This is a genomic window from Paenibacillus macerans, from assembly GCF_900454495.1.
GTDB classification, from domain to species: domain Bacteria; phylum Bacillota; class Bacilli; order Paenibacillales; family Paenibacillaceae; genus Fontibacillus; species Fontibacillus macerans.
Genome location: NZ_UGSI01000001.1, coordinates 2,286,414 through 2,312,767 on the forward strand (window position 1 = coordinate 2,286,414; position 26,354 = coordinate 2,312,767).

Below are 26,354 nucleotides of genomic sequence, written 5' to 3' on the forward strand. Positions count from 1 at the left end.
GGTCGGTCGTTCCGGCAGCCGGCTATCGAGCGCCGCCGACTTCTAGCTTGAGCCAAAAAAGGCCATGCAACATGTGCATGGCCGGGATATCCCGCAACTCGGGTATGTTATTCCTTAGTCTTCCGGTACTCCTCATTGATCTCCCGGATGATCCGATCTCCGCCGTCCCGCTTCCAGGCCGCGGCCGCCTCGTCCACGGCGCTTAAAGGAAGCTGATCCATGGCCACCTTGCTCATCGTGTCCACCCATCTTCCCAGAAGCCGGAGGCCTTTTTGATCAAACGTCTCGCTGGACAGGCCTTCCGCGGGATTTTTCCAACGATACTTGGCATTGGTTTCATAAAACTTCAGGACGTTTTCGGCGTACTGCGGATCATCCCACTTGCGGATCTGGACCTCCGGGTCATAGCGGCGGAAAAACCACACGGAGAGCAGCTGCGGACGGTCCTTGTCAAACGCCGGGAGCTTTTCGAACGTTCCTTTGGCGGTTCTTTGGTAGTGAATGCCTTCAACGCCGTTTTTGATCAAATCGTAGCCTTCGTCGGACAGCAGGTAATTCAACAGCTCCAGCGCTTTTTGCTGCTTGGCGGGGGCGATACGGGCGTTGACGACGATTTTGCTCGTGTTCCCGATCGTATGCGTCGCCTGCAGTCCGCCCCGTCCTTTCGGGGGAATCAATTGGACGAGTTCGGCCCCGGGGGCGTTCTTTTTCAAGGCCGGCAGCGTTGAGGTATAAAATTCGTTGGGGACGACGGTGGCGATGCCGACTTTTCCGGCCTCCAATTTGGCCAGCGGATCCTTGACCTTGTTTGTGGCGAATTCCGGGTCGAGCGCCCCTGACGAATAAGCCTCCCTGAGAAAAGCGAGAAACGGCTTGAGCTCCTTCGTTTGCACCTGCAGCGGAACAAGCCGCCCATCCTGCTCGCTCCATTCGTTCCCCAACCCGAAAGCGCCTATAATCGCATCCAGATTGGTCAATTTGCCGTTGACGATGCTGAACGAAAACCCGTAAGTATCGTCCTTGCCGTTCCCGTCCGGGTCCTCCTGCGCAAACGCCTTGGCGACTTCGAGAAATTCATCTACCGTGGTTGGCGCCTTAAGCCCCAGCTTGTCCAGCCAATCCTTGCGGATGATCAGAGAATCCCGCGTGTCCGTAAATATAAAACGGCAATCCGTACATTTTTCCTTTGGGATTCATCAGCTCCAAGTATTCGCGGCTCAAATATTTCGTGAAATTAGGGTACCTGGTAAGCTCAGGTTCGATATCCGTAAAGACACCTTTGTCTTTCCACTTGTTGAATTCCGGGCCTTCGACCAAGAATACATCGGGAAAATCATTGGAAGCCGCCAATACGTTCAACTTCTGCCCGTAAACGTCCATAGGGATCCACTCGATGTTCAGCTTGATGTTCAGCCGTTTATTCAGCTCTCGGACGACCGCATGATCCTCCGGCCAGCCTCCTCCCGCAAAGCTGAACGTCATCAAATTCAGTTCTACGGGTGCTCCAGTCTTCCCGCTGCCGGTCGCCGCTTCCCCCGCCGATCGGTTCCCGGCAGCGCTGGAACATCCAAACAGCCCGGCCAGCCAAAACGCGGACAACAGCATCATGCACCATTTTTTCATGCCTATCCTCCCTTCACTCGCACTTTTTGCCTGTTCGGACCGCATCGCCTGTTTCGTTTTCGTTTCCGTTTCCGAAAGGAATCCGGATGCTGACCACGCTGCCGCGTCGCGGGAAAGAATGTACGGAGATTCCGTAAGGCTCGCCGTATTTCAAGCGAAGCCGCGCATGGACATTCGCCAGTCCGATGGACTCGCCTCTGAACGTATCTTCGGCGGACGAACTTCCGCGGAATTGTCCTCTTAGTTCCGCAAGCCGCGCTTCCGGAATTCCCGGGCCGTTGTCCGCGATTTCGACGACAAGATCGCAGCCCTCGTCGTAAGCGTTCACAATTATCGTCGCATTCCCGCCTTTCGCTTCCACGGCGTATTTGACGGCATTTTCCACGATCGGCTGAATCGTTAGCTTGATGATCGGACACTCCATAAATTTCTCGTTCACCCGGACACTGCTTTCGAATTTTTTCGGATAACGGATGTGCACGATGTCCAGATACTTGATCAACACGCTTAGCTCCTCGCGCAGCGTCACTTCCTGATCCGATCCTTTGGAAGCATAACGGTATACGTCCGCCAAGTTGTGGGCGATTTTCTCGATCAGCGGAACATCTTCCAAATAGGCGATGCTCTTAATAATATCCAGCGTGTTGTACAGCAAATGCGGATTGATTTGGTTTTGCAGCGCTCTGACCGTGGCCACGCTTTGCCTTAACTGCAGTTCGACCTCTTTTACCTTGTATTCGGAGATTTCCCGCATCAGATCGTTTAGCTGCTCCACCATATAATTGAAGCTGTTGGTCAGCACCTGGTATTCATGGATGCCGGAGATTTGCGACGCTCTGGCCTCCAGATTGCCTTTGGCGACCCGTTCCATCCTCGTTTTCATATGCTTGATCGGGCCTACAAACTGAGACACCAGGAAAGGAATGATCAAAAGGATGCAAGCCCCAAGGATGGCCAAAGCGATCATCGTCGATAAAACCGCGGAGTTCAACCCTTTGGCCATCTCGGCATAAGGGACAACGGAAACGATATTCCACCCCGTATACTGCCATTCATAGACAGAAACCAGATAGGCTTCGCCGTTCCACGTTTGGGCGCCGGTGGCGTTTTCCGGATCCAAATTCAGTCCGCCGAGCGGCGTGTCTTTCCGCGCCTTGCCCACCCACTCCTTCTCGGGATGATTGACCACGATGTCTTCTTTCGACAACAGGAAGAAGTAGCCGCTTTTCCCCAGCCGGGATTTATCGAAGGCAGCGTCGATTTCGGTCAAAGAAAACTGCAGCACCAGCTTGCCGATCTGCGCCGTCGTTTGCGTGCTGTAAATCGGGATAATCATATCCATAACCAAGGGGCCGTTTTCGTTCAGGCGATGGGTAGGCAATACCGTAACTTCCCGGACGTCCTTAAACCAGGCTTCCATCATGCGCCGGTCTTCCGGGATATAGCTGTTGTTCAGCGGAAGAACCCGCCGGTCATTCGAAACGAGAAACATATTGTTGATTTCCCGAAAATTGAATGACACATAAGTGTTCATTTCCTTTTCAATTCCGGCGATATCCTCTACATGGGGAGTGTAGCCCTCGTTCAGCCATTTTTGCACCAGATCGGTGTTCAGCAGCGTGTTCGTCGATTTTTTCATTTGCCGGAAATAAAACTCCAGATGATGGTTCAGCCGTCCCGTGGCTTCTTCCGCGATCATCACGAATTCCTCTTTGACCGCTTTGCTGTAGAAATAGTGGGAAAATCCGGCTGTCAGGCACACCGACAAAAGGCTTAGCCCGAAAAACAGCGCGATCATTCTTTGCTTGATGGAACGCAAGGGAGAAAGATTGATATTCATAAGCCCAGGCTCCTGCGGTATTCACCCGGCGACTCGTCCGTCAGGTTCTTGAACAATCGGTTGAAGTAGGGCAAGGAGGAGAACCCGACCATATCGGCCACCTCGTAAACTTTCAGATCCGGTTCCAGCAGCAGCTGCTTTGCTTTCTCGATTCTGTATTTGTTCAAATAGTTGATAAAAGAGTCCCCGTAATGCTGCTTGAACAGCACGCAAAACCGGGAAACGCTAAGATCGGTATACTCCGCGATTTGCGCGAGCGTGATCTCCCTGGCGTAATTTTGCTGAACATATTCGCTCACCCGCTTGCCCAGAAAGCTTTTCCGGCCGGAGGAGGCCCCGTTCAAGCGGCGCGACCACTGCTCCAGCAAATGCGCAAAATGGGCTTGTGCCGCGGGTTTGCCCGTCGCCTCCCCGAGCTCCAGGTTTTGGTGATGCGGATCGATACTCCTTAGCTGCTCGTTCAGCTTGTCCGAGAAAATGCGGAGCAGTCCGTTTCGAATCCCCGGATTCGCAGCCTTCACCTTATAGATGAAACCAAGGATCCGGCCGGCTTCAGAAACCAAACGTTGATGATCCCACACTTCCATCACGCCCAGAAATTCCTGAATCTGATGGAGAGGCTCGTACAGGTGCACGGAGCTCTGCAGCCGTTCCAAAGAGCGCAGCAAGGCTTGTCTCAAATCCTCGGCCACGACCGGTTTCAGCAAATATTCCGTCGCTCCGTACCGGATCGCCTGCCGGGCATAGGCAAAGTTCTCGTAGCCGCTGATCACGATCGGAACGATGCCCAGCTTGTATTCATCACATTTGCCGAGCAGAGACAACCCGTCGAGCTCCGGCATGACGATATCGGTGATAATGACGTTCGGCCACACTTCGTTGATCAGATTCCAGGCCTCCATTCCGTCGCTGGCCTGGGCCACGACTTTGAAATCAAGCCCAAACCGCTCGATCATCTCCACGATCCCGTTGCGAATCCAAACTTCATCCTCGGCAACCAATACATGGAACATATGCATCCCCCGGAGTAGTTTATAATCTCTTCATTAACTGACTATAGCAAAGATAATTTCATATTAGAATAAAGAACAGGAGTTTTCCCGCTGTATAAATCTAGTAAAAGCGCTTTACTTGAATACTTTTTATTATTTTGACATTATTTAGACTGAATGATATCTTTGAAATAATCATAGAATTAAACATAAGACAGGGGGGATCGCTTTGTCGGGAAACTGCATGACAACCCGCCATTCCAACATCGGCGTGATGTGGAAAACCGTGTCGGAGGACTGCAATCTGGCGTGCGATTATTGTTATTACAGCACCTGCGGCGGTAAGCCGGGGCCAAAAATCAACCGGATCGATTCCGCCATTTTGGATAAATTCATCAAGAATTACATGGAGCACAGCCAAGGCGCCGCCAACTTTGCCTGGCAAGGCGGGGAACCGCTGCTGGCCGGGCTGGAGTTTTTCGAGGAAGTCGTTTATCGGCAAGCCCTGCACGCCCCGCCGCATACGATCATCAGCAACTCGCTGCAGACGAACGCCACGCTGATCAATGACCGCTGGGCTTCATTTTTTAAAACCTATAATTTTCTGATCGGCGTGAGCCTCGACGGCCCCAAGGAGATTCATGACGCCCGCCGGGTGACTTCCAAGGGCAAAGGCAGCTTCGACCGGGTTATGGCCGGCATCGAGCATTTGCGGAAGCACCAGGTCGATTTTAATATTTTGACGGTGATCCATAAAGGAAACGTAGGCAAAGCCAAGGAACTGATGGCGTTTTACCGGGAGCACGGCTTCGACTACGTCCAGTTCATCCCCTGCATGGATTTCCGTTCCCAGCAAGTGGACCAGCCCGGTGTCTACGAAATTACGCCGGGGGAATACGGCGACTTCCTCTGCGAAGTGTTCGACGAGTGGTACAATGGCGGCGACCCGCAGGTTTCCGTACGCTTCTTCGATAACATGCTGAGCGTTTACATTAACCGCGAAGCGGAGCTGTGCGTGCATCGGGCGGCATGTCCGACGAGCCTCGTGCTTGAGCAAAACGGCGATGCTTTTCCGTGCGATTTCTTCATCAATGAACAGTGGACCGTCGGCAATGTGGCCAGCGCTTCCATCGCCGACATGCTGGCCCATCCGAACTACGAGCGCTTCCACCGGATGAAGCCGGCTTTGCCGGACAAATGCCGGTCTTGCGAATGGCAGCGTTTATGCTACGGCGGCTGCCCGCGGAACCGTAAATGGAACGCTGAGGGAACCGAGTCCGCTCCGGATTTCTTCTGCCAAAGCTATAAGCAGATTTATGCCCATGCTCATGAGCAAATGCAGGAAATGGGCGATAAGCTGCGCAAGGAGCTTTACAGCCACAATTTGCAGCGCTATTTCGCCGGCAAAGCTCCAGGCCGCAACGAGCCTTGCCCTTGCGGCAGCGGCAAGAAGCATAAGGCGTGCTGCGGTGCGATCTAACCTTTGAAAATAATAGGAACAGGAGCTGAATCCACGGCTCCTGTTTCTTTTACACATCCTTCCTCATGACAGGCAGTAGTACGATCCTTTATAATGAAACCATTACTTTTAGAAAGCGCTTACCGTCGGTTAATCACTTCCGGTAAACCAACCAAAGGAGCCGTCCCTATGACTCTTCTGCTGTTGTTCCTAATGGGGTCAGCCCTCATCTTGTTTGTCACCAAAGCCCGCAGCCCTGCCGCCTACTGGATGGCTTGCGTGCTGTTCGGCTGGTTTCTGAGCATGTCCGGGTTGGTCCTGTTTCTGGCCAAGTACGGCGGATTTTATTTCAAGGTCAATCGAGTATTGTTCTTTAATGAAGCGATCCGCAACGTGCTGCTGCACTCCCCGCTGCAAATCGGGGACATCAGCCGCATGATTACGATCGGGCGGTCCGTGTTTATTTTCGGTTTGCTCAGCCTTGCGATCACGCTTTATTTGAACAAGCCGTTCAAAAAATTATGGAAGTATATTGCGCTGAACAGCCTCCTTCCCCTCCTCAACATCGTGTTCTACGACCCCGTCGTTTATAAATGGATATTGAACACGGTCGAGCGAAAGTACACGTTCGTCATCGGCTGGGTCACCCGGGGGTGGATCGTATTATCGGCGCTGGTCGCCTTCTTTTTGATTTTGCGGAGATATCGAAACATCACGATTCCCTGGATCAAAAAACAAATCAGTTTTATTCTGCTCGGCCTGCTTGGGCTGAACGGATTTTATTTCTACCTCGGCTTCATGGGGCCTTTGCAGGTGACGGATATCCGGACCTATTATGTGCTTTACTCCGATTTTTCGAATTTTAATCCGCCGCTCAATTTGTTCGAATGGTATTTCAGCATCTTGTTTACGGGCGGCGTTTCGCTCGTCAGCCTGCTGGCCATCTGGCGTTATACAAGGGTCGAAAAAAATATGGGGAAGCTCGATTTGCGCCTGGAACGGAAACTCAAAACCGCCGACATGGGCACAAAAATTTTTACCCACGCCTTGAAAAACCAGCTCCTTACGCTGCAGGTGTTGAATAAAAAGATGGAACAAACGGCCAGGCTCAGGGAAGAGCGTTCCGGCGCCGATTCGCAGTTGCTCCAGCAACTCGAGCAGTCGGGAGCGATCATCCACCATACCCTGGACCGGCTCGACCAGCTGTACAAGTCGTTCAAAACGAATTTTCTCCAGCTGCGGCCCGTTTCCGCAGGCGCTTTTATGGAGGAACTGCTCGGCAGTCTCAAAGGGATACCCGATTCGATTCGCATCGAATACGAAGCGCCGGAGGACGACCCGAAAATATTGGCGGATGCCGGCCACCTGTCCGACGCCCTTCACAATGTTATCGTCAATGCCGTCGAGGCCATCGACAGCCAACAGGGAGGACGGGTGCGGATTGAAGCGTATTCCGAGGAAAAGTGGCTGGTCATTCGGATGATCGATAACGGCAGCGGAATCGAGCCGGAGCAGCTGGGGGAGATCTTCGACCCCTTTTACACCAGCAAAAACACGAATCGCAATTGGGGGCTGGGCCTCTCCTACACCAAGCAGGTCGTTAGCGGCCACTTCGGCTATATCGACGTAACCAGCGCTCCCGGAGCCGGAACGACGTTTCAGATATTTTTGCCGATCTATATCACCGATTAAAATCCGCCGCAAAGAAAGGGAGCTCTCGTATGCAAAAACAACCCGGATCAATGATCATTCGCGTTCTCGTCGTCGAGGATTTCGACATTCTGAACGAGCATTTCCGTTTGATGGTGGACACCGCGGAAGACATGGAGCTCGTCGGCCACGCCTTCAGCGGCAAAGCCGCCTGCGATATGGTCGAGCGGCTTAAGCCGGATGTCGTGCTTATGGACATCGAAATGGATTTCAAGCACGACGGCATCCTCGCCGCCAAAAAAACGATTCAGACGTATCCGGACGTGCGGATCATTTTTTTGACCGTACACGAGGACGATGAAACGGTGTTCAGCGCCTTCGATTCCGGGGCGGTGGATTATGTGCTGAAAACCGCGGAGGAACACGAGATCCTGGACAGCATCCGCATGGCCTACAACGGCTCGTCTCCGATCCGCCCGGAAATCGCTTATAAAATCAGAAACGAGTTCAGGCGCATCCGCCATAACCAGGAGTCGCTGCTGGATTCCATCAATGTTTTATCCCAGTTGACCCCGACGGAAATGGAAATCATCGATTTGCTGCTAAAACACAAAAAGATCTCCGAAATCGCCGCCGAACGTCAAGTCGAAATGTCGACGATCAAATCGCAGATCAATATTTTGCTCAAAAAATTCAACAAGTCGCGGACGAAGGAAATCGTCAACCTGATCAACGAGATGGGAGCCGTTCCGTTTTTCCGCCAAGTGAACAAAGGGGACAGGGCCGCCCGCTAAGGCGTCCTGTCCCCTTTTACCTGCGGAGCTTATTTTTTCACGGCATTCAGGAAAGTATCTTTGCTGACGAATTGTTCCGCGGGAACGACTTCCGTCATTTTGCCGTTGTCGACGAACAAACTCTCCAGGCTTTCAAACCAGGTATACACCGTGTTGTCCTCGAAATGCTTGACCATCTCTTCCGTCGTCAACCACTGCGTAGTTTCGATTTGCATGCTTAACGAATCTTCGGGCACTTGCGTGAATTCGCTGGTGAGCTTGACCGCTTCTTCCAGGTTGGCGATGCGGTAATCGTTCGCTTTGGAGAACGCGCTCAAAAACTTCTCGACCAGGTCCGGATGCTCTTCCAAAAACGCGGGCCTTACCACCCAGCTTTGCGGGAACACATAGTCCGGGAAAAACGTCTCGTTATTGCCCAGCACTTTGATGTTTTCTTTTCCGACTTGCTTTTCGATCTCGGCCGTATAGGGGGACCAGATCGCAACCGCGTCGACTTTTTTGGACACGAAAGCGGATACGGCTCCGGCCACGTCCATATTCATGATATTAACGTCTTCGGGTTTAAGCGAGGCGGACTTGAGTCCCAGGTTCAGGATCATCTCGCCGGACGTTCCTTTCGGCACGCCGACCGTTTTTCCTTTCAGATCCGCCCAGCTGTCGATGCCGGAATCGGCTCTGGTCAGCACGGCATCACCCGTATTCAGGCTGTCGACGGTGATGATTTTGCCTTGGCCTTGGGCGGCGAGAAACGTTGCTCCGGGACCGATATACGCGATGTCGATGTCGCCCGAAGCCATCGCCTGAAACTCCGGCGGACCGCTCAAGAATTTCACCGCATTGACTTTAATTCCCGCTTCTTCGAAGAAGCCCTTCTCTTCGCCGATGACGATCGGCGTTGCGCCGTGCATATCCGGCATATACGCTACGTTGATCGCGGGCGTCTCGCCCGATGCCCCCGGCGGTTGATTTTCAGTTCCAGCGCCTGTTCCCGCGCCTGTTCCCGCGCCCGTTCCCGCTTGCCCGGATGAACAAGCCGAGGCGATCAGCGTCAGACCGAGCAGCGATGCCATCATTAAAACGCTTACTTTTTTCATAGGTGAATCCCCCTTATTTTTTGACATCCATATATTCTTTGTAAACCTTCGACCAAATCTCGTTTTTGATTTCGACGAAGCGGTCCGACAATTTGGTTTCCTGCGTCCGCGGGTATGGAATGTCGACATCGATCATTTCCTTGATCCGGCCCGGCCTTGCGCTCATAATAATGACGCGCTGCGCCAGAATAACCGCCTCTTCCACGTCGTGCGTGATAAAAAAGATGGTGCGCTTTTCCTTCTCCCACGTTTTCAGCAGTTCCTCCTGCAGCTGCGCCCGCGTCTGCGCATCCAGGGCGCCGAACGGCTCGTCCATCAGCAGCACTTCGGGCTCCACGGCATACGCTCTGGCAATCGCCACCCGCTGCTTCATACCCCCCGACAGTTCCTTCGGATAGGCGTTGGCAAAGTCTTTCAGCCCCACCAGCTCCAGATACTTTTCGGCTCGCTCTCTGCGCTCCTTGGCCCCCAAGCCTCTAAGCTTCAAGCCGAATTCCACATTTTTCAGCACGGTTTTCCAGGGAAACAAGGCGTACTGCTGGAAGACGACTCCCCGTTCCTTGCCCGGGCCGGTGACGATCCGGTTCTCCACCTTTACGGTGCCGGTCGTTGCGTTTTCAAGCCCGGCGATGATGTTGAGCAGCGTCGTTTTGCCGCAGCCGCTGGGCCCGACGACGCAGACGAATTCGTTTTGGCCGATCGCAAGCTGCGTGTTTTGCAGGGCGGTGACAGGGCCGGATCGCCCCTGATACACTTTGGACAGATTATCGATTTCGATTTTCGGCGTCTTTTCCGCGATTGCGTTCATGATTTTCTCAACTCCTGCCAACCCGTTAGTTTTTTCTCCAGGAACAAAACGACTTTGTCCATGGCCAGACCGATGATCCCGATGATGATAATGCCCAGGATGATAATGTCCATGCGGAAGTACAAGCCCGCTTCCATGATCATGTTGCCGATTCCCTTGTTCGCTCCGGTCAGTTCCGCCGCAACCAGCGTCGTCCAGGCGCTGGCCAACCCTAAGCGCACGCCGACCAGAATATAGGGGAACGAGGCGGGGACCACGACTTCGAAGAAAATGTCTTTGTCGCCCGCGCCCAGCACTTTCGCCGCCTTGATCAGCGTAGGATCCACGCTCACGACGCCCTGAAAGATCGAAATCACCATAACCAGGAAGGTCGCGACGAAAATGATCGACAGCTTCGCCCCCTCGCCCACGCCCTGGACGACAATGACCAGCGGAATCAGCGCGATCGGGGGAATCGTGCGGAAAAACTGAATCCACGGCTCGACGATCATGCGGACCGGCTTGTACCAGCCCATCAGGAAAGCGACGGGGATGGCCGCCGCCAGTCCCAGCACAAACCCGCCCAGAACCCGAAACAGACTGGCATAAATATTGGTCCACAGCCTGCCGCTGGAAAGCTCCTGTATAAAGGTTTTCACGATCGTAACCGGGTCGGATACGATCGCTCCGACCGACGGAATTCTGGAGATGAGCGCCCAAAAGGCGATTCCAACGGCGAAGGACAACAGGATGATCACACCGCCCGGAATTTGGCTCCAGGTCTTCCGGGGGCCCTCCGCCTGCCGGACGGCTTGGCTTTCGATTTTGGTTGTTTTTGTCGTCATATCGAACAAACCTTTCTATACTGTTCTCGTAGGGCCGAAGTTTATGCCTTTATGCCGAGCCGTAAGCCGATTCCAGCGTTTCATGCGAATACTTTGCCGCGAGCTCCTTGGCGTCTTCGTAGTACCCTTCGTCATGCAGCCGCTTGACCCACTGGCTCACGGTGACATATTTGAACGGTCCGGTCCGGATCACCTTTTGCAGCGGGTCGGTCTTGCCGCCCGGTTTTCCCGCATGCTCATGCAGCCAGTTCATCAGGCGGTGATCCATTTCCCGGACGACGTCCGGATGCTCGCCGGCGACATTCGCCGTCTGATACGGGTCGTTTTCCATATTGTAAAGCGCCACGGGATCGTAGCGGTAAAGCCCCTCGTGATAGGTGCGCATATAGTACCATTTTTTGTCCCTGACCGCCCGCTGGCAAGCGTACAAGGCGTGGTCCATCACCAGATGGTCCCGGCCCGGCCAGGCTTCGCCCTTCAAAGCGGGGAGGAACGACTGGCCGTCCCAGCCTTCCGGTACCGGCAAACCGACCATGTCGGTAATCGTGGCGATCACGTCCACGTTGTAGGCAAGCCCGTCCGCGATCGTGCCGGGTTTCGTCACTCCGGGCGCCTTGATGATCAGCGGGATATGGTGAACCGACTCCGAGGCGTTGGCGTGCTCCATGTAAATGCCGTGCTCGCCAAACGATTCGGCGTGATCCGCGCTGATGACGAAGCATACCTCATCCTCGATCCCCATCTCCCGCAGCGTCTCCATGATCTCCCCGATGCAGCGGTCCATGTAGCTGATGCCGCCGTCGTAACCGTCGATCAGCCGGATGAAATCCTCCCGGTCCCGGATTCGCTCGGGCATCGTCTCCGGAATACGGCTTGCCGTATGCAGAAGAGCTGCCGAGCGCGGAAACCGGTCCGCCTGGTGCTTTTCGATCGTTGCGGCATCGGGAAACGCTTTTGCCGGGACGTCCTTCCACTGATCCGCATATTCCTTCGGATATGTGTACATCGTATGCGGGTCCCAATACTGGATATGGAGGAAAAAGTTTTCCTCGTGCGCATGCGCCTTGATCCAGGGAATAACCGCCGCATTCACCTCGTGCGCATCTTCGTTGCCTTCTTTCAGCGAATGGGTGTGCACCTCGTTCCAACCGGCGAAATACCACCAGGCATGGTGCCGGTCGCCGAAGGAGGAAAACGTCACCGTCTTGTACCCGGCCTCGCGCAAATAACGCGTAAAAAACGGAACCGTCCGGCTGTGGCCGTCCCCGTCGGGATAATCGAAATCGCAGCCCGGCCCCCAGTGGGTCAGCGCCCCGTGGTTGATGCCGAAACGTCCCGACATAAAGCTGGCCCGCGAAGGCACGCAAGGCGACGACGCGGTGTAGCAACCGTTAAAGCGGGCCCCCTCCGCCGCGATCCGGTCGATGTGCGGCGTCGTGTTTCTTTCGTATCCGTAGCACCCCATATGGTCGGGCCGGAGCGAATCGATATCAAAATAAATAATTCTCACCCGTGTTCCCCCCGTTCGTTTTTTTGAGAGCAGCGCTTCCTTCAATTTTATTGAATGCGCTTTCAATTAGGATTATAAAGACTCGTCGCGGATAAAATAAGTTTGAACTTTTTTCAAACCTTTTTTCGGCCGAGCCGGTCACTTAACTTATAACTCAACTTTCGCAGAACCAAAATCTGCTTAGCCGCTGATTGCTGTGTAGACGGAGTACGAACCGCTTTCTATTTATTTCGCCTGGTCAGATGGCGGGCAAAAGTAATGTTTGACCGGCCCCACTCTGACCATTAATTGCAAATCATACAACTAACTTTATATCCATTTACCTAATCATTCGTTTAATTGCATTTCATACATCTATTTCCTCGTATTTTTGCCTTTTCTTCAAAAGATAGCGGAGTAATTGCAGGTTTTACATTTAATCAAGCGCTGTGGTAGCATTTGCGGATAAGTAACTGTACTTTTTGCAACTATTCCATTCAACAATAGACCAGGAAAGCTGGAATAGGAAGCAAGGGCGCTCGGGTGGGCGATCGCTTTACTACAACTACTGGATCTATCCATGAAGTCACCTCGAAAACCGAATAGGCCTGGGTCGCCCCATCCGTGAGGATAGTTTGACACCCAGGCCCTTCCCCGAACCAGACGTCCGCATTTCGGCGGATCCGGCTCTCCATCGTTTTACAATATTAGCTTTGCGTCGGATCATTCATTTCATCAAAGTATTTTACGCCCCACAACAGATGGTTTTCCATTTTTGTGAGCGCAGACGGCAAGTCTCTGTTTTTAATACTGCGGAAAATATCCAGATGTTCTTGATGGCTAATTTCCATGCTTCTACGCCGCCAGCCCTTGCTTGTGATATCGCGCCAAAGCTCATGGACTAAACTTTGCATCATGATTAATATACGGTTTCCCGCCATTTCGGCCAACAATTGTTCGAAGGCAAAATGTTGGGCGGAATCTTGCTCAACCGAGGTTAAGTAGGATTCAATTTTATCCAACATGATGGGAGTGGCCCTTTTTACGGCCAGCCGGATAATTTCCAACTCGATCGCCACTCTTGTTTCCATAATTTCTTCAACAAGGATCCGTTTATTGTAAAGTTGTCCCTGGATCGGAAGCAGAAGCGATGCCAAATTGATTTCCTTCACATAACATCCCGATCCTTGCCGGACCTCGATGATTCCTAATGCTTTCAATCCGCTTAACGCCTCACGAACCGAACTTCTCCCCACGCCAAAGTGTTCCGACAGTTCCCGTTCTGTGGGAAGTTTATCTCCGCTTTTATAATCTTTTTGTAAGATAAAATTGTATAAGATTTTAGAAAACGGAACTTTTTCTGAACCGGAAAAATGTTCAGCCATGTTGTTCTCCCATTAATAATATTTTCATAATAATGCAAGTATAACATCTTACTATTAATGAGGGAATAGGAACGGCTATTAAGCGCTTACAACTTAGGCTTCTGTAATTTAAATCTTTCAATTTTACCTACAATAAACAAATAACATAAAATTGCCGCCAGAGCATGGATCCCAACGTAGACAAGCGCTAAATTAAAGGACCCCGTTCCTTGAATAATGTATCCGATTACAATCGGCGTGATAATACCGGCAATATTTCCAAACGTATTTAACAAACCTCCGCTGATGCCAAGCGCCTCTTTGGGCGCAACATCGGAAACCACGCACCAGCCAAGCGCGCCGAATCCTTTGCCAAAAAACGCTAAAGACATCAGAAAAATAACAAGGCCTTCCGAGTTCACGTAATTACAGCCGATGATCGTCATGGACATCAACATACCCGCTATGATGGGAACTTTTCTTGCTACGGTTAAAGAACATCCTTTTTTAATCAAGTAATCCGAAAAGATTCCGCTTAATATGCTCGCCGCAAAACCGCAAAGTGCCGGCAAAGAAGCTACAAAACCCGCTTTCAGAATGGACATGCCGCGATCTTTTACCAAGTAGATCGGAAACCAGGTCAGAAAAAAATAAGTCATCACATTAATACAATATTGCCCGAAAAAAATCCCCATCATCATCCGGTTTTTTAACAATTGTTTAATATAAGGCCATTTTGATTCTTTATTGTCCAAGGTCGCTTTGGTATCCAAATCAACCATAGCTCCACCCTGCTCGATATAGTCCAGCTCGGCCTTATTGATGCGCGGATGATCTTTCGGACTATAGATCGACTTCAGCCAAACAAGACTTAACACAATTCCAAGCGTTCCCATAAGGATGAAATTGCTTTTCCAACCATAGGTTTGTGTTACATACGCCATAAGAGGAGAAAAGATAACGGTTGCTCCATACTGGGCCGAAGAAAAGATCGAAGCTGCCGTCCCCCTTTCTTTCGTGGGAAACCAGGATGCCGTGATCCGGCTATTGGCAGGATAGGCCGGCGCCTCCGCTAATCCGGTTAAAAATCTTAAAATAAAAAGGGTCGCAATTAGTGCTGCGCCTACAAGAAATCCAACGAATCCTTGAAAAAGCGTAAAGAGGGACCAAAAGAAAATACTAAGGAAATAGATTTTTTTGGATCCAAAACGATCAAGCAGCCATCCGCCCGGAATTTGGGCGCCGACATAGGCCCATTAAAAAGCTGAAAATATATAACCTAACGCGACTGCACTGATTCCGAGTTCATTTTGCATGGATGGAGCACCGATGGAGATGGCCGCCCGGTCAGCGTAATTTAGAGATGAAACGATAAATAACATGATTATGATCGTCCAGCGAATATGGCTTCTTTTGACTTGAAGATTGTTCATTTTAAACCTCCCGCTTATTATCGAATTCCGCGCTGCAACAGTAAATCGCGGTTGCTTAAAATACCGCAGTTGTCTTGAACGGGTTTATATGCGAATGATTTGGATGGTTTTCCTATAAGCTTCCCGCCTTCCAACCACTCAACATCATTGCCATATAAATGCGATATTAAAATTTCCGTCAGTTCTGCTTTTACGTTCTCATACTGGGCGTTACCGGAGAGATCCACCATTTCTTGGGGATCATGGACCAAATCAAACAACTGAAACTGATTCCCGACAGCATAGTAAATGAGTTTAAATTGTTCCGTACGGATCATCCTCGTGGCTCTGTCATCTTCCCATAGTTCTCCGTAGACGTAATCTCTCTTGTTCTTTTTATTCACCAGGGATATACCTTCTACCGTTTCAGGTATGGGGAGAGCGCACATATCAAGCAATGTAGGCATAATATCTTTCAGTTCCACCAATCGGTCATCGGTGGTATTAAATCCCCAGTCTCCACGATCTATGGCAGGCACGATGATTAAAGGAACTTTAGCGGCATCTTCATAAAAGAGATTTTTTCCCCATAGATTGTGATTGCCCAGCATCTCTCCATGATCGGATGTAATGACAATGATCGTGTTGTCGAGAATTTTCTCATCCCTAAGCGTCCCGATGATCGACCTAATGGAATAATCTATATGGGTACAGGAGGCATAGAAACCCTTTCTGGCTTTGCGAAGTGAATTTTCCGTTTTAATGTCGTATAGACTGCTGTAATACTTCACAGGATACGGGACGGATTCCGCATCCTTCGCCCAATCGCCGATATAGGGGCGCTCAATATCCACATCGTTGTACATATCCATAAAAACTTGGGGAGGAACAACCGGCGGATGCGGTGCCGTGAAACCACAGTACAAAAAAGCAGGTTTCGTCGGGTCTCTGCGGATAATTTGTTCGCACATTTGCCTGGATGTCCAGCTCGTCTGGTGCAACTCCTCCGGCAAGTGCCATGGTCTTGTTATATAATTGTTGTTTGACATGCCATGGGCAAAATCCAATCCTGCATATCCCTCTCTGTTGATAAAACGGGTATAATCATCCTCCCTCATCTCATGGGGAAAGTTAACCTTCCTCCCTTCTTCATTTAAAATGACATCATCGAATCCGATCCGCGCTCTTTGCGGATACACATGCAATTTTCCGACGGCATACGTTTGATAGCCGTTGTTGTTGAAAACTTCGGGAAGCGTAGGAACATCCGGCATTTTTAGAAATTCATTAAACGTCCTGTCCCCATGCGTTCTTGAACCTGTTCCCGTCATGATCTCCCGCCGGGCCGGAATACAAACCGGCGTCGGACTGTATGCGTTACCAAAAATCACGCCGACTTTGGCCAACTCATCAAGTGTAGGCGAAAAAAAGTCGTCTCTGCCTTGACTCCCCAATAAACTTCCCGGCCACTGATCCACCGTGATCAATAAAACATTTTTCTTTGTATTACTGCTGTGTTCTCCCACTTTATGTCCTCCTCCAAAATCTAACCGCAAAATTTCAATCCGATAAACGTAACATCAGCCGGTAACAACCACCTCCTTATATTTGTATGATCAATTTATATATTGGTATGATGAATTTTATTATATAGGATCTTTGCGGATGCTTCAATCCTTTTTATTCTGTTTTGTTTTCACGGAAACCTACTGTTAAAATGGATCATATACCATCCTAATAGAAATGAGGCTTTTTGTGATGTCCTCCAGTGTCATTGACATACTGCAGCTTGAATATCAACGATTTTCAGCCAAGGAAAAAGAGATTGCCGATTACGTGATACGCAATCGGCAATCCATTAACAATATCAATATTAAGGATTTGGCCTCGTATACAAATGCTTCAACGTCAACAATTACCCGTTTTTGCAAGAAAGTGGGCTGCGACACTTTTGTCGATTTCAAAATTCTGCTGAACCGGGAAGCCCAAAAGCCTCGCAATGATACGGATATTTTTGTCAAAACGCAAAATCTGTACAATGACATCGTAAATGCGACGGCCGAAATGCTGGATACCGGAAGAATTGAAGAAGTGGTTGAACTGATTAAGAAATCCCGCAGAATCTATGTTTACGGTTTGGGCAGTTCCGGCCTCTCCGCCCTGGAATTTAAATACAGACTAACCCGGATGAATCTTGTGGCCGATGCTGTTACGGATTCACATATGATGACGATGAGCGCCTCCCTTCTCGGGAAAAATGATGTTGTGATTGGATTGTCCAACTCGGGACGTACGACAGAGGTAAGCCATGCTTTGGGTCAGGCCAAAAAAAGAGGCGCCAAAGTCATCGGAATCACCAACTTTGACCATACCCCCCTCTCCGAAGTTTCGGATATTTGTCTATTCACGCCGGATATTGGACGATCGGGAGACGTGAATTTCATCAACAGCCAGCTCGCCATCATTTATATTTTGGACGTTATGTCTCTTCTCTTGCTTGAAGACGAAAATTTAATGAAAGCACGGCAGCAAACACTGCAGGCGCTTTATTCAGCGGAATAAGAACGAGCGAGCATTGGCAGAAATCCGGCCGCCGATACTCGCTCTTTTGCAAAAATATTATTTTGTCCGGTGCTGTAATTTTGCAATCTCCGATACAAAGCGTTCCGTAATCTGCTGCGGACGGGTGATGGCTCCGCCAACGACAACGCAGTATACTCCTGCTTTCAGGCAGCTTGCCGCCATCTCCGGCGTCATGATGTTTCCTTCCGCCACAACCGGAGTCTTCACATGGGACACGATATCTTTTAATATGGCAAAATCATGATCGTACAGTTTACTTCCGGCCGTCTCCTCTGTATAACCGACTAAAGTCGTAGATATCAATTCAAAACCAAGTTGTTCCGCATTCACCGCTTCAGCTGTTGCCGAGATATCTGCCATCAACAGCAGCCGAGGATATTTACGGCGGATCTCGCCGACAAACTCCTTCAATGTCCTGCCGTCCGGTCTTGGCCGGAGCGTTGCATCCAAGGCTACGATCTCCGCCCCGGCTTCGGCTAATTCGTCTATTTCACGCATCGTCGGTGTGATGAACACCGGATTGGTTCCATAGTTTCTTTTTACAATTCCGATGACGGGCAGATCAACCTGCTCTTTAATTTCTTTGATATCTATTGCCGTGTTGGCCCGAATCCCAATGGCCCCGCCTGCTTTGGCCGCTACCGCCATTCGGCCCATGATATACGGACTGTGAAGGGGTTCATGCTCCAATGCCTGACACGATACAACGAGACCGCCTTTTAATCCTAGTCTTTCCAGATCATTCATTGCCATTACTCCGTTTCCAAATATTCTTCAATTTCATTCTTGATTACCGTGACCTGAGGTCCGTAAATCACCTGCACTCCGTTCCCGACAAATACAACACCTTTAGCTCCTGTAGCTGCAAATGCGTCCTTTTGCACCTTATCCTTATCGATGACCGTAACCCGCAGCCGCGTAGCGCAGCAATCCAGGTCCGTAATATTTTCCGTACCGCCAAGCGCCTTCAATATGGCAGCCGATCTGGATTCTCCGGGCGGCGATGAAGTACCGCCGTTCCCTGGAGCTGCTGCCTCCGAATCAGCCACTGCTTCATCTTCACGCCCCAACGTTTTCAGATTCAGTTTAACGATCAAAATCCGGAACGTGAAATAATACAGGAGGAACCATATTACACCGATGATCGGCACCAGGATCCAGTTGGTTTTCCCATTGCCCTGGAGAATTCCGAACAGGATAAAGTCAATCAATCCGCCGGAGAACGTCTGGCCGATGGTAATTTCGAAAATGTGCGCCAGCATAAAAGCAAACCCGTCAAATGCGGCATGAATCACGTACAGGACGGGAGCTACAAACAAGAAAGAGAATTCCAAAGGCTCTGTAATCCCTGTTAAAAATGAAGTGAGCGCGGCAGACAGCATCAATCCGCCAACCACTTTTTTACGTTCAGGTTTAGCCGTATGGTAAATGGCCAGCGCGGCACCCAATAAACCGAACATCATCGTGATAAACCGGCCTGACATGAATCTGGATGTCCCGATAAAGTATTTCCCGGTTGCGGGATCGCCCAATTGCGCAAAAAAGATATTCTGCGTTCCTTCGTATACTTTGCCCGCTACTTCCATGGTTCCTCCCAAACCGGTTTGCCAGAAGGGAAGGTAGAAAATATGATGCAACCCCAGAGGCCCCAGCATACGCAAGAAAAATCCGTAAAACAGCGTCCCGATATAACCGGTTTTGTCGACCAGACTGCCGAGGCTAGCTATACCGGTTTGGATTGTCGGCCAGACCAAAAATAAGGCAATGCCGATGAAGATGGCCGCAAACGACGAAACGATCGGAATAAACCGGGAACCGCCGAAAAAGCCAAGAAACTGGGGAAGCTCGATTTTATTGTACCGGTTATGCAGCCACGCCGTGACCAATCCGACAACAATTCCTCCCAAAACCCCTGTCTGTAAGGTTTGAATTCCCAGCACCATGCCCTGGCCCGCACCTGCCAGGTTGTCTGCGGCAAGCTTCCCGGTATTGATCAACATCGCATGGATCGAGGCATTCATCACCAGATAGGACAGCCCCGCTGCCAGTCCCGCTGTTCCTTTATCCGCTCTTGCCATCCCCACGGCTACGCCGATGGCGAAGATCAAAGCGAGATTATCGAACACAATGCTTCCGGCGCTGCTCATCACGGTAAAAATCTGCTGCAGCCAGATGATTTGCAGAAGCGGATAGGAGCTGATCGTATTTGGATTCGATAATGCGCCGCCGATGCCTAACAAAAGACCTGCAGCTGGCAGTACCGCAATGGGAAGCATGAAGGATTTGCCGAATTTTTGCGCCTTCTCAAAGTATCGTTTCATGAGCGACCACTCCTCTAAATCTATTTTCATTCTTATGATAAATATGAAAATAATTTTCGTCAAGAAAAATATAAATCGCTTTCATGTCGTGTAATATATTACGTTACTTCTCAAACTATAGTCCAAAAAAACTAAAAGATGCCCAAGGCGCTGTACAAGCGTCCTCTGGCATCATTTTTTGCACTCTATTTACACGATCAGCAACAAATCTTCGATCTTCGTCAATGAATAATCCGCTTCGTGGCAGCTTCGCGCCTCGCCGATGGCCGCTGCCGCCATGCCGCCGCGTTTGGCCGCGATGATTCCCGCTTCCGCGTCCTCAACGACAAGGCAGCCTGCGGGCGGAACGCCCAGCTTGCCGGCCGCCAGCAGGAACACCTCCGGGTCCGGTTTGCTGTTTTTGATCCCGTTTCCGTCCGCCACCGCGTCGAAATAACCGGACAAGCCGATCCGCTCCAAAATGATAGGCGTATTTTTGCTGGACGAACCGATAGCGATTTTGTATCCCCGCTCGCGGAGGACGGACAGAGTATCCGCCACCTCCGGCAGCATATCGCCATCGGTCAGGTTGCCCAGCAAACCGCGGTAAACCTCGTTTTTCCGCTCGGCCAGCTCCAGCTTCTCCACCGGCGTATAACGCTTGCTTGCTTTCTCTAAGATAATCTCCAAACTTTCCATGCGGCTGACGCCGCGCAGCCGGTGATTGATTTGCTCGTTGAATGCGATCCCCTCCTGCCGGGCCAACTCGGACCACGCCTGAAAGTGATAATGATCCGTCGAGACGATCACCCCGTCCAAATCGAAAATGACCGCCTGATACCGCCGATTCATGCTTCTCCCTCCTCCTGCTCCGCTTTCTCTCTTGATTCCTGCAGCTCTATCATCTCCGCAGCGAATTGCGGCAGCTTCCTGTCGCGATAGCTTGATCCTGCTTACAATCTGGCGTCCCACAGGCCGCAAAACGCATCGACCGGGCTTGTCCCTTTGAACTCCGACCGGCCCATCAGCTTGTCGAGCAGCGCCTGCAGCACATTGTCGTTCGAATTGTAGGCGTTAATATAGGTTTTTACCCGCGGCACGTCCAACAGGTGGTACGGATTCTCGACCGAAAGGAATAGCGTCGGAATGGTGGTCATAAAGGTCGGCACATTGGCCCCCATCGGCTGCTTCCATTCGATCCGCACCACCGTTTGGTTGCTTTTGGTCACCATATTGGCCAAATAGATGATCAGATCGTATTTGCCGAGCACTTCGCTTTGCGCCGACATCATGCCTTCAAACCCGGGATTCACCTCGAACGTGGTCACCTCGAATCCTTCGTTCTTGAGCTTCTCCTTGAACAGTTCGGCGGCCCCGACGCGCGCGCTGTACGCCACTCCCTGTTGGGATTCAATATCATAGAAAAGGACGCGTTTGTATTTGTCGGGATGAATCGGCAGCACCCCTTTTTCTTCTTTGACCAAGGTGACCGCCTTATCCGCGCACTCGACCGACCATTGCCGGTGTTCCTTCGCGCCCAGCACCTTGAGCGCTTCCTCCAGCTTGGGGGCGAGCGTCCCCTCCGCCTGCTTGCGGTGCAGCTTCAAGGCCGCTTTCAGCCCCAAAATCCGGGTCAGCGCTTCATTCAAGCGCTCTTCGGTGATGATCCCGTCCTCGATGCCCTGCTTCATATAGCTGAAATCCTCTTCCAGGCTGCGGCAGAACAGGAACATATCGCAGCCCGCGGCGATTGCCCGCGGAACGGCTTGCGATCTTGGCATCGAAATCATCATTCCCGCCATCGTTGAAGCATCCGTCACCACCAGACCGTTAAAGCCGAGCTGTTCTTTCAGCAGCTTCGTCACCAATTCGTAGGATAAAGAGGCCGGCAAAATCTCCTCATCTTTTAGTGCCGGATTAAGCCTCCGGCTGTAGGCCGGCTGCAGGATGTGACCGACCATCACCGTCATCGCGCCTTCCTCGATGCAGGCCTTGTACACGGCGCCGTAGGTGGCGTCCCAATCCTCGCAGGACAAGGAATTGACGCTTTCCACCAGATGCTGGTCCCGCTCATCGACCCCGTCGCCCGGAAAGTGCTTGATCGAAGCCGCGACACCGCTTTGCTGCACGCCTTTGACATACTGGATGCCCATGCGGCGGACCCGCTCCGGATCGGAGCCGAATGTGCGCGTATTGGTAATCGGGTTGCGGAAGTTGTAATCGATGTCGATGATCGGCGCAAACGCCCAGTTGCAGCCCACCGCCGCGCCTTCGCGTCCACAGACGAGACCTAGTTTGTAGGCCATCTCGTCGTCATCGGTGGCGGCCACCTGCATCACCGATCCGATGGTGGTGCCTTCTTCGGCGATGCCGGAACCGCCCTTCTCCAAATTGGCCGCGATCAGCATTGGAATTTTGGCGTTCCGCTGCAGCGTTTGCACCGTATTCAGAATATCCCGCGCCGGCATGGGCCGGCACATCAAACCCCCGGCCTTGTATTCCGCCGCCAGCCGCTTCAAATATTCTTCTTCATCGGAATAGCCGACCAGGCAAAACAGCTGCCCGACCTTCTCGTCCAGCGTCATTCCTGCAAGCGTCCGCTCCACCCAATCGATATCTTCAGCGGACAAATTAAACGGTTTGGCTTTCAAATCAACCATGTTTCTCAGCTCCTCAAGAAATAAAATTTTTCGTGCATCTGCCCACCGGGCTATATTCCTAACCGCACATACTGTTCGGCCGGCGCTTCGTTCGCCTCCATTCGCTCCTTGAGCAGGCCGATCATTTTTTGCTCCAGTTCCGGATCCTGAATCGGCTGCTGCTGCAAAGGATCTGCCTCCGTATCGAACAGAAGTGTGCCGAAGGAATGCCAATGCCTGGAACCGGATGCTTTGATTTTCAGCGTCTGCACCCCTTTGGTAAACGAAAAAGGCTCCTGAAGGCTTACCTCCTTCAACTCCTCAACCGAAAACCGGCTGCGCATATGCGTAGGCATAAGCGTATAGTTGTACAGCGGCGAATTGTCCTTGGACACTGGCGCCCGCATATAAACGTAACGTCCATCGGTCACATTCACGTGCCCGCCGTGGATCCCGTACAATGCCGCCTCCCGGATCGGCCGGTCCTGATCGATCGTATCCTTCAGATCCTGCCCCTGCATATCCGTTGGAACATCCAAACCAAAGTACTTCAGCAGCGTCGGAGCCATGTCGATCATCTGCACCAGGCTGTTCCTCCGCTCCCCGCGCTTCCGGCTGCGCGGGTCCCAAATAAACAACGGCATATGCGCGATCTCATGGTAGAAAGGCATGATCGACTTGGCCCACCAGTCATGTTCTCCCAACAAATAGCCGTGATCGGTGTTGACGATCAGCATCGTGTCCTTCCACAGATCAAGTTCATCCATGGTATCCAGCACTTTGCCCAAATAATGATCGCACATGCTAAGCAAAGCCGCATACTCGTACCGTACGTGATCGATTTCTTCTTTCGTCTCCTTCACCGGGCCGTACGGCGGCCAATCGAAATGCTTGCCGTTGTACTCGTGCGGATACAAATCCCGGTACTTTTGCGGGGCGAAAAACGGCTCATGCGGGTCAAAGGTTTCAATTTGCAGGAACCAGCGATCCTGGCCGCAGTTTTGCCGGATAAACTCCAGGCCTTTTTCCATTGTCTGCGCCTGCGGAAAATCCTTTTCTTCGCAAATGTACTTCCGGTTAACCCAGTCCTGCCGGACTAAATCGTGCTGCATCCCGATCATATCCGGCATTTCCGGATCGGCCACCTCGCCTTTCCAGGGATCGCCTTCCTGCCCGCGAATCAGTTCGTACGAACTGTAACGGGGGTGGTATGTGCCTCCTCCGTCTTCCCAATAATGCTGATGGTCAGTCACCATGTGGGAATATACGCCGTTATTTTTCAAGAGCTCCGGCATCGAGTCGTCGAACGGCTCCATCGGCCCCCAACTGCGGTGAAGAAAATTGTGTCTTCCCGTGTGCAGTTCCCGGCGCGCCGGCATACAGGGCATACTGCCGACATAAGCGTGATCGAAAACCACGGTTTTCTCGGCCAATCTTTGGAAATTGGGAGCATGCACCCAATCGCATCCGTAAGGGGGAAGCATTCTCCGGTTTAACGTGTCAAACATAAGCATAATGGCTTTCATTGCAAAATCCTCTCCTTCCAAAATACATACGAGATATCTATATATTTAAGTTTGTAAGACCAATGGAACCTAAACGGTTACCCCGGAAGCTGGGTCCTCTGGTTGATCCGCTGAAGACGCTTGAAAAACCTCCGGCGGGATATGATAAAATTTCAGCACGATGATCGTGCCGATGTATGCGATCAGCGGTACGCCCGCAAACAGATAAAGAATCGTCCGCAGCACCTCGGGATTTTGCGCCTGCCCGGCCACATACCCGACGGCGCCTAGAATAAACCCCGCCAGCACACCGCCGATCGCCGATCCCAGCTTATTTACGAATACGCAGGAAGAGGTTACGGTTCCGGCTCCCTGAATGCCCGTTTTCCAAATTCCATACTGAACGCAATCCGGAATCATCGCCCACACGATCGCTCCGGCGAAAGGTCCCAATACCGTCTTTACGACTGTGGCGATAAATAAAGCCGTGACGTTTTCATACGGAGTTATCAAGATGACTGCGGTCGGCACAATGGACGCGAGACTGCCGTACAGAAACACGTTTTTCTTGCCGATCTTTCTCGCGATATACGGTGTAAGGGCATACATAGGCACGGACAAAATTAGCCCCCATAAGGAGATCTGCGAGTACAAGCTGACGTCGTTTACGTTATACTGCCAGAAATACACGGCGACTGAAGCGTTCGTCGTCGTGGCAACCAGGTTCAGGAACATAGAGAACATTAAAATCTGCAGCGGTCTGTTTTTGGCGACAAGGCTTAGCTGTGTTTTGAGCGGTGGATGCAAATGTCCGCTATCCCCGTCCAGGGTATCATAACGTTTGGTACCGCTCGCGCAAATCCAATAGGAAAATAGAGAGATCACCCCAAGGAGGATCGCCGTGATCAGCCAGCCCTGTTGTCCTTTTCCGAAAAAAGCGACCATCGGCAGCACCGCCGCGTTAACGAGGATCTGAGCCGGCAGCGCCATAAATTGCTTGGCGGTGGAAATCGTCGTCGTTTGATTCGGATCCTTGCTCATGACCGCCGTTAAGGAGTGGAACGGAACATTCACAAGGGAGGATACTAACGAGTAGCAGAGATAAGTAAATGCCGCGTAGACGATTTTGCCCGACGGGCTCAAATCCGGAGCCGTAAATAGCAGTATGGTTACGGTCGCCAGCAAAGGAGAACCAAAAATCAGATAAGGGCGATATTTCCCCCATTTCGTTCTCGTACGGTCGGACAGTATTCCTATCATCGGATCGAATATGGCATCAAGCAGCCTGACTCCCAAAAACAGCGACCCGACGGCGGCCGGGGAAACACCGAAGACATCGGTGTAAAAATACATCAAGAAAGACAACTGAAGAAAAAACAGAATATTGGAACCAAACCCGCCCAATGAATATTGAAAAATATTCCCTTTGCTGGCTGTTTGCGGTTTTGTTGCATTCATCGTTTCAACCCCCAAATTTTGGATAGGAATACATTCGTTTCAGTGTTGCCGATTATCCGCTTTGCAATGCGCTTTATGTCGAATCCGGTTTATAGAAGCGCTTCCACATTGGGCTGAACACCTCCTTTCTTTCACACCTGCTATACCATTAATTTTTCCAAACACCTCCTTAAAGCAGGCGTTTCGCGACCTGATCTCAATATAGAAGCGCTTCCACATCAGAAATAACAAAGCGCTTGACAAATAAACATTTCGCTTGTTTCCGAGTTTCCGCTTTCAGGCCATGGCCATGCCTCATTTCAGCCGACAGACAATATAGAAGCGCTTCCACATTTAACGAACCTCATTAGGGTTAATCCGGCTGCCGGATTAATCTATACCCTTTGGTAAAGCGCTTTCCCAGATTATACATGGGAACCGCCTTCTTTTCAATCCAAAAATGATTGCCAAAATATGGTTCACTTGAAAAGACAGCGAATTGACTTAGCTTCGCCCATTATGCTAACTTAAATTCGAGAAG

The 26,354-nt window shown here is 51.2% G+C and carries 20 protein-coding genes and 1 pseudogene; 4 read left to right on the forward strand and 17 right to left on the reverse strand.

The features are described 5' to 3' along the window. Positions 1–107: 107 nt before the first annotated feature. Genes DYE26_RS10265 through DYE26_RS10275 form a run of 4 tightly spaced genes read right to left on the reverse strand, consistent with a single transcriptional unit; the run spans position 108 to position 4,476 of the window. Entirely contained in the window at positions 108–1,193 is a 1,086-nt protein-coding gene (locus tag DYE26_RS10265; RefSeq protein WP_306436779.1) for an extracellular solute-binding protein, read from the reverse strand. After that, positions 1,096–1,623 carry an extracellular solute-binding protein gene (locus DYE26_RS34525; protein WP_255310273.1) on the reverse strand — a complete coding sequence of 176 codons (528 nt, stop codon included), beginning with the start codon at positions 1,621–1,623 and terminating at the stop codon, positions 1,096–1,098. The genes DYE26_RS10265 and DYE26_RS34525 overlap by 98 nt, the downstream gene beginning before the upstream one ends. A 13-nt stretch (positions 1,624–1,636) precedes the next feature. Then, positions 1,637–3,463, reverse strand: coding sequence for a cache domain-containing sensor histidine kinase (locus tag DYE26_RS10270; protein ID WP_051985531.1), 1,827 nt, complete (start codon positions 3,461–3,463; stop codon positions 1,637–1,639). Further along, on the reverse strand, positions 3,460–4,476 hold the full coding sequence (locus DYE26_RS10275) for a helix-turn-helix domain-containing protein (protein ID WP_036623965.1): 1,017 nt from the start codon (positions 4,474–4,476) through the stop codon (positions 3,460–3,462). Before DYE26_RS10275 ends, DYE26_RS10270 begins: the two co-directional genes overlap by 4 nt. 208 nt (positions 4,477–4,684) lie before the next feature. Between DYE26_RS10275 and DYE26_RS10280 the strand changes: the two genes are divergently transcribed. From DYE26_RS10280 to DYE26_RS10290, 3 genes are all read left to right on the forward strand, one after another. Further along, positions 4,685–5,935, forward strand: coding sequence for an anaerobic sulfatase maturase (locus DYE26_RS10280; RefSeq protein WP_227872635.1), 1,251 nt, complete (start codon positions 4,685–4,687; stop codon positions 5,933–5,935). Between the two features lie 168 nt (positions 5,936–6,103). Further along, positions 6,104–7,606, forward strand: a complete 1,503-nt coding sequence (locus DYE26_RS10285; protein ID WP_036623966.1) for a sensor histidine kinase — start codon at positions 6,104–6,106, stop codon at positions 7,604–7,606. A 29-nt stretch (positions 7,607–7,635) separates the two neighbouring features. Next, positions 7,636–8,358, forward strand: coding sequence for a response regulator transcription factor (locus DYE26_RS10290; protein WP_051985532.1), 723 nt, complete (start codon positions 7,636–7,638; stop codon positions 8,356–8,358). 29 nt (positions 8,359–8,387) lie between these two features. Here the strand turns inward: DYE26_RS10290 and DYE26_RS10295 are convergent, their stop codons facing one another. The 7 genes and pseudogenes from DYE26_RS10295 to DYE26_RS10325 all read right to left on the reverse strand — a co-directional run bounded on the left by DYE26_RS10295 (position 8,388) and on the right by DYE26_RS10325 (position 16,875). Then, complete coding sequence (locus DYE26_RS10295; RefSeq protein WP_051985533.1) at positions 8,388–9,452, reverse strand: aliphatic sulfonate ABC transporter substrate-binding protein; 1,065 nt, start codon at positions 9,450–9,452, stop codon at positions 8,388–8,390. Positions 9,453–9,465: 13 nt separating this feature from the next. After that, the gene (locus tag DYE26_RS10300; protein ID WP_036623967.1) at positions 9,466–10,260 is read right to left on the reverse strand and encodes an ABC transporter ATP-binding protein; all 795 of its coding nucleotides are present in this window, start codon (positions 10,258–10,260) and stop codon (positions 9,466–9,468) included. Continuing rightward, complete coding sequence (locus DYE26_RS10305) at positions 10,257–11,084, reverse strand: ABC transporter permease (RefSeq protein WP_082207834.1); 828 nt, start codon at positions 11,082–11,084, stop codon at positions 10,257–10,259. The genes DYE26_RS10300 and DYE26_RS10305 overlap by 4 nt, the downstream gene beginning before the upstream one ends. Positions 11,085–11,133: 49 nt before the next feature. After that, positions 11,134–12,594 (reverse strand): sulfatase family protein, encoded by a 1,461-nt coding sequence (locus DYE26_RS10310; protein WP_036623968.1) that lies wholly within the window; start codon positions 12,592–12,594, stop codon positions 11,134–11,136. Positions 12,595–13,280: 686 nt separating this feature from the next. Then, complete coding sequence (locus tag DYE26_RS10315; RefSeq protein ID WP_036623969.1) at positions 13,281–13,958, reverse strand: FadR/GntR family transcriptional regulator; 678 nt, start codon at positions 13,956–13,958, stop codon at positions 13,281–13,283. 86 nt (positions 13,959–14,044) lie between these two features. Further along, positions 14,045–15,370 (reverse strand): annotated as a pseudogene (locus DYE26_RS10320) (MFS transporter). A 17-nt stretch (positions 15,371–15,387) separates the two neighbouring features. After that, positions 15,388–16,875 (reverse strand): sulfatase-like hydrolase/transferase, encoded by a 1,488-nt coding sequence (locus tag DYE26_RS10325; RefSeq protein ID WP_051985534.1) that lies wholly within the window; start codon positions 16,873–16,875, stop codon positions 15,388–15,390. 232 nt (positions 16,876–17,107) lie between these two features. On the opposite strand from DYE26_RS10325, the gene DYE26_RS10330 reads away from it, so the two are divergent. After that, on the forward strand, positions 17,108–17,911 hold the full coding sequence (locus tag DYE26_RS10330; RefSeq protein ID WP_051985535.1) for a MurR/RpiR family transcriptional regulator: 804 nt from the start codon (positions 17,108–17,110) through the stop codon (positions 17,909–17,911). 57 nt (positions 17,912–17,968) lie between these two features. Here the strand turns inward: DYE26_RS10330 and DYE26_RS10335 are convergent, their stop codons facing one another. The 6 genes from DYE26_RS10335 to DYE26_RS10360 form a co-directional block, all read right to left on the reverse strand. Continuing rightward, a complete protein-coding gene (locus tag DYE26_RS10335; protein WP_036628376.1) occupies positions 17,969–18,679 on the reverse strand; it encodes an N-acetylmannosamine-6-phosphate 2-epimerase in 711 nt (236 codons plus the stop codon). A gap of 5 nt (positions 18,680–18,684) precedes the next feature. Continuing rightward, positions 18,685–20,253 carry a PTS transporter subunit EIIC gene (locus DYE26_RS10340; RefSeq protein WP_036623971.1) on the reverse strand — a complete coding sequence of 523 codons (1,569 nt, stop codon included), beginning with the start codon at positions 20,251–20,253 and terminating at the stop codon, positions 18,685–18,687. Between the two features lie 189 nt (positions 20,254–20,442). Beyond that, complete coding sequence (gene pgmB / locus DYE26_RS10345) at positions 20,443–21,084, reverse strand: beta-phosphoglucomutase (RefSeq protein WP_036623972.1); 642 nt, start codon at positions 21,082–21,084, stop codon at positions 20,443–20,445. Positions 21,085–21,185: 101 nt separating this feature from the next. Then, complete coding sequence (locus DYE26_RS10350) at positions 21,186–22,892, reverse strand: glycoside hydrolase family 3 protein (RefSeq protein WP_036623973.1); 1,707 nt, start codon at positions 22,890–22,892, stop codon at positions 21,186–21,188. Positions 22,893–22,942: 50 nt separating this feature from the next. After that, on the reverse strand, positions 22,943–24,397 hold the full coding sequence (locus tag DYE26_RS10355) for a sulfatase (RefSeq protein WP_036623974.1): 1,455 nt from the start codon (positions 24,395–24,397) through the stop codon (positions 22,943–22,945). Between the two features lie 69 nt (positions 24,398–24,466). Continuing rightward, positions 24,467–25,834: an MFS transporter gene (locus DYE26_RS10360; protein ID WP_051985536.1), complete on the reverse strand. Its 1,368-nt coding sequence runs from the start codon at positions 25,832–25,834 to the stop codon at positions 24,467–24,469. Between the last annotated feature and the right edge of the window lie 520 nt (positions 25,835–26,354).